The sequence below is a fragment of the Mycobacterium sp. genome (genome assembly GCF_049280035.1).
In the GTDB taxonomy this organism is placed as follows: Bacteria; Actinomycetota; Actinomycetes; order Mycobacteriales; family Mycobacteriaceae; genus Mycobacterium.
On sequence record NZ_JBAPPI010000127.1, the window covers coordinates 1 to 3,770 of the forward strand.

Annotated in this window: 5 protein-coding genes; 1 reads left to right on the top strand and 4 read right to left on the bottom strand. The window is 65.7% G+C overall.

From position 1 onward, the window contains the following. The 4 genes from WAN71_RS04130 to WAN71_RS04145 all read right to left on the bottom strand — a co-directional run. A partial coding sequence (locus WAN71_RS04130) for an alcohol dehydrogenase catalytic domain-containing protein (protein WP_422224114.1) occupies positions 1-681 on the bottom strand: 681 nt, incomplete at its 3' end. Positions 682-721: 40 nt separating this feature from the next. Further along, positions 722-1,333, bottom strand: coding sequence for an NADPH-dependent F420 reductase (locus WAN71_RS04135; protein WP_422224115.1), 612 nt, complete (start codon positions 1,331-1,333; stop codon positions 722-724). A 91-nt stretch (positions 1,334-1,424) separates the two neighbouring features. Next, on the bottom strand, positions 1,425-2,417 hold the full coding sequence (locus WAN71_RS04140) for a zinc-binding dehydrogenase (RefSeq protein ID WP_422224116.1): 993 nt from the start codon (positions 2,415-2,417) through the stop codon (positions 1,425-1,427). After that, positions 2,414-3,142, bottom strand: coding sequence for an alpha/beta hydrolase (locus WAN71_RS04145; RefSeq protein ID WP_422224117.1), 729 nt, complete (start codon positions 3,140-3,142; stop codon positions 2,414-2,416). The genes WAN71_RS04140 and WAN71_RS04145 overlap by 4 nt, the downstream gene beginning before the upstream one ends. A 211-nt stretch (positions 3,143-3,353) precedes the next feature. Here WAN71_RS04145 and WAN71_RS04150 point away from each other — a divergent pair. Next, positions 3,354-3,770: hypothetical protein (locus WAN71_RS04150; protein ID WP_422224118.1), on the top strand; the 417-nt coding region annotated here is incomplete at its 3' end.

The window sequence follows — 3,770 nt, forward strand, 5'->3', positions numbered from 1 at the left end:
GCGCAGGTGGTGGGCGAGTTGCCGCGCCGCGCCGCCGCCGACGGAGTCGACGACGATGTCGAGCTCGGCATTGCTCAGTGACTGGGCCAGGTTGGATTCCAAATTCTCATCGTCGATGACGACCCGATCCCCACCCCAGCTGCGGACCAGCTCGGCGCCGGCCTCGCGCCGGACCACGCTCACGGTTTTCCACCCGAACCGCTGCGCCAGCTTGATCAGGTACTCCCCGACCGCCGAGTTGCCCGCCGTCTGGCCTATCCAGCGGTCGGGCATCGAGGGATCACCGTAGTTACGCAGCAGCAGCAGGGCGGTCATCGGGTTGATCCCCACCATCGCCAGCTGAACGATATCGATATCGTCGGGCACGACAACGATATCGGTCGTGTGGGCGATCACATGGGTGGCCCAAGTGCCGTGCCGGTAAGTCGGTATGAGCAGCACCCGCGCTCCGACCAGCGACTCGTTCTCGCCGGGACCGACGGCCAGGACCCGGCCGACGCCCTCGGCGCCGACGTCGGATGGGAGCTGCGGGGTGATGAAGTACTGGCCGCTGATGTAGAGGAAGTCCGAGGCGTTGATGGTGGCGGCCTCAACCTCGACGAGCACCTGGCCGGGACCCGGTGCGGGCGCGTCGAATTCGACGAGTTCCAAAACGTCGGCAGGTTCGCCGATTGCGGTCATCTGGAGTTTACGCATGCCGACCTCTCGATATACGTTGGGATTAGTCCTGTTTGATGACATGAAGGGTGCTCAGCGGCCCCCCGAGCTGCATTAGTTTGCCGCCGTCCCGGAGGCCGCCTACTTGCACCGGCGCGAAGCCGAGTTTGCTGATCAGCTGGTCGAAATCTGCGCAGGCAGTCTTGTCGTCCCCGGCGTAGAACACGACTTGGCGGCCGTCGCCGTGGCGCGGATCAGCCGCCAAGTAACTGGCGTACATCGCGTTGAATGCCTTGACGACCGTCGCACCGGGCAGATGTCGGGCAACCCATTCGCTGCCGGTCTCCTCGCCCAGGTCGACATAGCCGCTGTAAACCGGTGTGTATTCGGCAAATTGGTTGGTGGCGTCGACCACGACCCGCCCGGTCCAGTCCGCCACAACGTCAACAAGTTCCGGCACGCGCAGAAATGGCAACGCCAAAATGACCAGATCGGCGTCGGCTGCCTGCTCAACGGTCACCGCTTGGGCCGGGTCGCCGAGGTCAGCCACCAGGTCAGTGAGGCTGTCGGGGCCGCGGCTGTTGCTGAGATACACCGGTATCTGTGCGGCGACCAAGTGATGCGCCAACGCCTGTGCGATCGGCCCCGAGCCGATGAATCCCACGGTGTTAAACACGGTTATGCCCCTTCGAGCAGTGAAGCGAGAATGTCCGCGCCACACCACGTTTTGGTGATGCGCGCACGCGGTTGCGCGTGCTCGGGTGTTGTCATGGCTTGACCACCACCGTGCCGACCTTGCCGGGCTGGGAGACGTGGCGCACCGCGTCGGTGATTCGGTCGAGTGGGTAGACGGCTGCGACGTCAAAGTGCTGCGGCATGCCGGTTGTAATCGTGATCGCACTGGCCACATCGGAGGCGCGTTGCTCGGCTGATACGGCAGTGAGCCACCGATTGATCGTCAGCCCGCGGATCCCCAGTGCCGAGTACAGGACCGCGGTGGCGTGCAACGGAATCGGCTCTTGGCCCAGCGCGCCGTAGATGATCAGGGTGCCGCCGGGGGAGAGGGTCGACAGGAGGTCGTCCGCCATGGTGCCGCCGACGGGGTCCAGGGCGACCGGTATGGGTCGGCCGGCGGCGGCAGTCCGTATCCGTTCGACAAAGTCCGGGTCGGAGGTGGATACCACTGGCACCGTGGGGAAGCGGTCCCTCAGCTGGTGGGCTCGTGCCTCGCTGCGCACGATGCTGATCGTGGCGATCTGGTGGTGTTCGGCAATAGCGGTGAACAGTCGGCCCACGGACGAGGCTGCGGCGTTGTTCAGCACCACCCCGTCGAACCCGACGGCGAAATGACGCTGTGCCGCGCGGCGCAGCAGCAGCGCGGTGATCGGGTTGCACAGCATTTGGGCGGCCACCTCGTCGGGCACCGAGGCGGGCACGGGGACCGCGATCGTGGCGTCGACATTGACGACCTGGCGCCACGCCCCAGAGTGAGGGAAGAAGCTGACCCGGCTACCGGGGCTGAAACCGCTCACCCCGGTGCCAACGTCGAGGACCACCCCGGTTGCTTCGATGCCCGCGATCTGCTCGCCGGTCAAGGCTGATGAGGCGGATATGGCCAGCAGGTCACCAGGATGGATCGGAAACGCGGTGATTTGTACCTGCAGCTGAGCGAGGCCGGGTGGTGGAGGTTCCCCAATATCGGTTGCCTCGAGCACCTCTGCGGGGTCGCCGGAGCGCCGGTAGGTGATCGCCAGGCTCATGCGGTGGACCCCGCGCCGACGGCGTCGGCGATAAAGCCGGCCACCGCCACCGGTTGCGCGATGAAGGCGGTGTGCGAGCCGGCGATGGACTTCGTGGTGGCGCCCATGCGTTCGGCCATGAACCGCTCGGCGTCGGGCGGGATGGCATTGTCGTGCTCGGACACCAGATACCACGATGGCTTGGCTTTCCAGCCGGCGGCGGTGGCGTTCTCGGTCAGCGCGGCCAGCGAGAGCGGCCGCTGACTGGCGCACATGACCTCGACGATATCGACGGGTACGTCGGCGCAGAAGGTCTCGCGGAAACGCTCCTTGGCGATGTAGAGGTCGGGGCCCTGCGGTGCGCCCGGCGCGTCGTAGCCGGTGGGATAGGAAGTGCTTGCCAGCAGCGACGGCGGGAAGGGTTGTTGCACGCTGGCGCAGCTTTCGCCCTCCTCGAGCCCGAACGCGGCCAGGTAGACCAGTGCGGTGACGTTGTCTAGCCCGGCTGAGGCCTGCGTGATGACAGCACCGCCGTAGGAATGCCCGACGAGCACAACCGGAGCGTCGAGTGCGGCGACGAATGCTGCGACGGCTGCGGCGTCGAAGGCAAGGCTGCGCAGGGGATTGGGCACCGCTACAACAGTGTGGCCAGCGCTTTGCAACTCTCGGATCACCCCGGCGAACCCGGACGCGTCGGCGAACGCGCCATGCACCAGAACGATCGTCGGTGTCGTTGAGGTGGTCATGATCGTTGCCCCTGTGCGATGGGTTGCGCCGTGTTCGCCACCCAACATGGCATGGCTGCAGCTGGCGGTCCGTCACCTATTTGGGTGACGCGTCTTTGCGTCTTGGGGTCACGTTTTCGGGTGAGTGAACGCCAAATGCTACCGACAGATACTCGTTTTCGGGGCTCATCGGCGGGCGGTGCTCGCCGGGCAATGAGGAGGGACTCACACGATGCCGATGATCGACGTGTACGCGCCCGCGGGTGCGTTCGAGGACAAACACTTGCTGGCCCGCCGCCTGGCGGCTGCGTTGATGTTGATTGAGGAAGTTCCCGATATCGCGATGTTCCGTCAGAACACCGCTGCGTTCATTCACGAACTTCCCGCCAACGCGATCGCCAACGTGGACGGCGGCTCGGATTACGTGCGCGTGCAGGTCCTGACCAACGCCGGCGCGTTGGATCGCGGCAAGCAGGTCGCCGTGGTGGCCCGTTTCACCGAGCTGATCGCCGGCGCGCCCGGTAATCCACCGCCACCCAACCGGATCTGGGTATTGCTCACCGAGGCGACCGACGGCGGCTGGGGGCTGTGGGGGCACGCGCATACCAACGTCGACCTGATCGCCGCGGTACGACGTGAGCTGGCTCAG

Bases quoted from the DNA above. Each gene is read 5' to 3' on its own strand.
- WAN71_RS04140 (WP_422224116.1), bottom strand. From the start codon at position 2,417: ATGAGCCTGGCGATCACCTACCGGCGCTCCGGCGACCCCGCAGAGGTG.
- WAN71_RS04145 (WP_422224117.1), bottom strand. From the start codon at position 3,142: ATGACCACCTCAACGACACCGACGATCGTTCTGGTGCATGGCGCGTTC.